The 2,941-nt window shown below is 54.0% G+C and carries 7 protein-coding genes; 2 read left to right on the top strand and 5 right to left on the bottom strand.

Annotated features, from left to right (window positions below):
* A partial coding sequence (locus tag ACOI1H_RS24555; RefSeq protein ID WP_422440859.1) for a Stealth CR1 domain-containing protein occupies positions 1-99 on the bottom strand: 99 nt, incomplete at its 3' end.
* A 532-nt stretch (positions 100-631) separates the two neighbouring features.
* Between ACOI1H_RS24555 and ACOI1H_RS24550 the strand changes: the two genes are divergently transcribed.
* Both ACOI1H_RS24550 and ACOI1H_RS24545 read left to right on the top strand, forming a co-directional pair.
* The gene (locus tag ACOI1H_RS24550; protein WP_422440858.1) at positions 632-808 is read left to right on the top strand and encodes a recombinase family protein; all 177 of its coding nucleotides are present in this window, start codon (positions 632-634) and stop codon (positions 806-808) included.
* Positions 792-1,046 (top strand): WGR domain-containing protein, encoded by a 255-nt coding sequence (locus ACOI1H_RS24545; protein WP_422440857.1) that lies wholly within the window; start codon positions 792-794, stop codon positions 1,044-1,046. The genes ACOI1H_RS24550 and ACOI1H_RS24545 overlap by 17 nt, the downstream gene beginning before the upstream one ends.
* Positions 1,047-1,181: 135 nt before the next feature.
* On the opposite strand, the gene ACOI1H_RS24540 is transcribed toward ACOI1H_RS24545, so the two are convergent.
* The 4 genes from ACOI1H_RS24540 to ACOI1H_RS24525 form a co-directional block, all read right to left on the bottom strand.
* Complete coding sequence (locus tag ACOI1H_RS24540; protein WP_422440856.1) at positions 1,182-1,457, bottom strand: helix-turn-helix domain-containing protein; 276 nt, start codon at positions 1,455-1,457, stop codon at positions 1,182-1,184.
* On the bottom strand, positions 1,454-1,705 hold the full coding sequence (locus tag ACOI1H_RS24535; protein WP_422440855.1) for a type II toxin-antitoxin system RelE/ParE family toxin: 252 nt from the start codon (positions 1,703-1,705) through the stop codon (positions 1,454-1,456). The genes ACOI1H_RS24540 and ACOI1H_RS24535 overlap by 4 nt, the downstream gene beginning before the upstream one ends.
* A 186-nt stretch (positions 1,706-1,891) precedes the next feature.
* Positions 1,892-2,152, bottom strand: coding sequence for a hypothetical protein (locus ACOI1H_RS24530; protein WP_422440853.1), 261 nt, complete (start codon positions 2,150-2,152; stop codon positions 1,892-1,894).
* Positions 2,152-2,793, bottom strand: a complete 642-nt coding sequence (locus tag ACOI1H_RS24525; RefSeq protein ID WP_422440851.1) for an AAA family ATPase — start codon at positions 2,791-2,793, stop codon at positions 2,152-2,154. The genes ACOI1H_RS24530 and ACOI1H_RS24525 overlap by 1 nt, the downstream gene beginning before the upstream one ends.
* Positions 2,794-2,941: the final 148 nt, after the last annotated feature.

Here is a 2,941-nt window from a genome sequence, read left to right as displayed (position 1 = left end):
TGGATGGGCTGACGGATCCTGGAAGCGTTCACGCTTGCTCAAATGCATGGGATCATTGCCGTCAACCCAAGTTATTACGGCGTCAATCGTTTTAATCATACTAAGCTGTTCTATTCATCTGTAAGTTAATATTATGATATGGCTATAAGTGAGCGCTATTAGAAGTGGGAACCATAAAGCATTTACCACTATATGCAACGTCTGTCCCTCTCAGCGCCTGCTTGGCAGCGATCGTTTTACACAACCAAAATGCCTTTGATTCAGCAATCAAAGCGGAGTTGGGAATTTTAATTTCAGACCCCTTACAAATCGACTATTCGTTAAAGGCTGTCGAAAGCGGTATTTTGCGCAACCGTAGTGAAATCCCACTCCTTCCACTCATCTAAATTTGATGTAAATCGCACTGAATGTCCGCAATCCGCCTGAAATAACGCTCACTGCGTCAGCATAATCTGGACTCTCGCGCCCGCAGCGAATGGCAGGGAAGTCCGTATAGCTGACCTCCAAGACCGTTCAACAAACGGTCGTTTCTGTCCCGGGCCCCTGCCCTACCCCGCATTAAGGGCTTGGGATGGACAAAAACCAATGATAAAACCTTCGTAGTTTTGGGAGGTTTTTGGCACAGTGCAGTATGATCATCGGTTACGCACGCGTCAGCACAGAAGACCAGAACCTTGACGGCCAGCTTGACGCCTTGAAGGCGGCGGGGGCCGAGAAGAACTTCGCTGACAAGATCACCGGCACCGCGCGTAGCAGGCCCGAGCTGGACCGCTTGCTCGATCAGCTGACCCATGCAAACCTATCTTGAGAAGCGGGACGCGGCGACCAACCAGGCCCGGTACTACCGCATGCTGGTGCTGGCCAATCTCTTTAGGGCCTGGACGCTGTATCGGGAGTGGGGCCGGATCGGACAGGGTGGCAAAGTCCGCATGGACTGGTTCGACAGTGAAGATCTCGCTGTGGGGGCGCTGCTCGTGCTGGAAGCCGCAAAAAGCGGGCGCGGGTATTGGGTTGAGCCGCAGCAGTTGCAGATGTTTAGGGAGTGAGCCGTGCTTGCTCATCTTAGCGGCATAACGCTGTTAAAAGGCGGCGCACTCCGCAGCATTCAGGCAAACTCTGTCCCCTGCCCTGCTCAATCTTTGGCTTGGCGCGGCGGAGGTTCAATATTTTTACTCAGAATGCTAAATAAGCGCCCGTCGCACTGCTTCGGGCTCCCTTTCGATCACCCGCAAGAGCATCGCAGCCGGTCCGCTGACATGGCGCTGACCCTGCTCCCATTTCCTATAGCCAGACAAACTCATCCCCATCAAAGGTGCCATCTGCGCTTGCGTTAATGCAGCATGCTTGCGGACCTCACGGGGGTCAATCGGCTCATGAATCGTCGCAGGCCCCCGCCCTTTTGCATGGGCCACGGCTTCAGTGAGGGATTGGATTAGATCATCACTGAAAGTGCTCATGCTTTTTCCTTCCAAGCCTTTTTCAACTCGGTGGCCATAGCAGCGACCACACGTTTCTCATCCGGAGTCATGTCCGTTTTGACGTTTTTAGCGTAAACCAAAAGCCTGTAGATCGGTATGGTCTCATCCAGATAGTAGTAGATAACCCGCGTCCCACCACGCTTGCCTCGACCCGGGGCAGCGAAACGGATCTTGCGAACGCCGCCCGTGCCAGGGATCTCGTCTCCTGCTGCCGGGTTCGCCGCCAAGACGTCGATCAGATCCCGTTTCTGATCCTCATCAAAGAGCTTCGCGGCCTGCCGTGAAAAAACCGGTGTTTCTGCTACTGTCTATAAAATATCATATAACCCATTGGGGCACTATTTCAAGCACCACAAGATGTGACTAAAATTTTGAAGTAAGTTCAGATTACAGCATCCTAGGATGCTGTAATCCTATACTTTCCCATGTTTCTCTTCAAGCAGGCTCAGAGCCTCGGCCAAAAGGTCGGGCACCTTGCGACGGGTGCGGATCGCAAGGATCTCATAGCCGTCGGCGACACGGCGCGTGACGCGTTTGTTGAACTGGACTTTCTCTCCCTCCGCTACATGGTCGAACTTCGCAACTTCAACAGGCTTCTGGCGCTCTGCATTGAGCTCTCCCACCCCGCCTTGGCGGCGGCGCGGTGGTTCTGCTATCTGAAGACCTTTGGACATCACGCCGCCTCCTTGACGCCTGGCAGGCGGTTCATGATTGCCTGAACAACCGCTATCGCTTTTTCCTGTACCTTGGGGAACGGCACTTCGGATGCAGCCCGTCCTTCCGCATGTCCTTGGCGAATGGACGCAAGCTCTGGAAAAGTTGGTTCAAGTATATTCATCCGCGCCTTCTCCAGATAGGAGCGTGCGGCGCGGTCCTCGGCCTCCGACCCCTTCGCTCGGCAGAAGCAGAAAAAAATCCGATCCGATAAAACGCCAGCATCCTCCAACTCGTATGCTGCCTCCACTTGCGGCTCCATGTCATCGAGACTGTAGCCGGTTGGCATGAGCACCAAATCGCTGTTCTGCGCCATGACGCGACCGCCTTGTTCGGCATGTGCTGGCCCATCAAGGATCATGAGATCGAAACCTTCTGCCTCTTTGATCGCACGATCAACGGTTCGATACTTTTCAACTGCGACCTCTGGGTGAAGGCCAGACCGGTCGCGCCGTGCCTTCCATTTAGTCGAAGTACCCTGTGCCGGATCGAGATCGGCAATCTTTACGGTCCAGCCCGCGCGGGCCACTTCGACGGCCAGAAGCCTGGCAAGGGCGCTCTTACCGACGCCACCCTTCTGGGAAATAAGGGAGATGATCACTGCTGCCTCCTATTGTTATTGATTACTAGGATGCGAGGAAAGAAGGATGCGAGCAAGCTAGGCGTTTATGACCCAAGAAACTTAGGTTTCATAAGTTGCAGATTTGCAGGTAGATAGGCTGCTATAATCCTAGCGATCTAGGGTCGGC

Source organism: Loktanella sp. DJP18 (genome assembly GCF_049310965.1).
In the GTDB taxonomy this organism is placed as follows: Bacteria; Pseudomonadota; Alphaproteobacteria; order Rhodobacterales; family Rhodobacteraceae; genus Loktanella.
The sequence above is the reverse complement of the archived record's forward strand: the minus strand, read 5'-3'. Positions and strand labels throughout refer to the sequence as shown.

Bases quoted from the DNA above. Each gene is read 5' to 3' on its own strand.
- ACOI1H_RS24530 (WP_422440853.1), bottom strand. From the start codon at position 2,152: ATGTCCAAAGGTCTTCAGATAGCAGAACCACCGCGCCGCCGCCAAGGC.
- ACOI1H_RS24540 (WP_422440856.1), bottom strand. From the start codon at position 1,457: ATGAGCACTTTCAGTGATGATCTAATCCAATCCCTCACTGAAGCCGTG.
- ACOI1H_RS24545 (WP_422440857.1), top strand. From the start codon at position 792: ATGCAAACCTATCTTGAGAAGCGGGACGCGGCGACCAACCAGGCCCGG.
- ACOI1H_RS24550 (WP_422440858.1), top strand. From the start codon at position 632: ATGATCATCGGTTACGCACGCGTCAGCACAGAAGACCAGAACCTTGAC.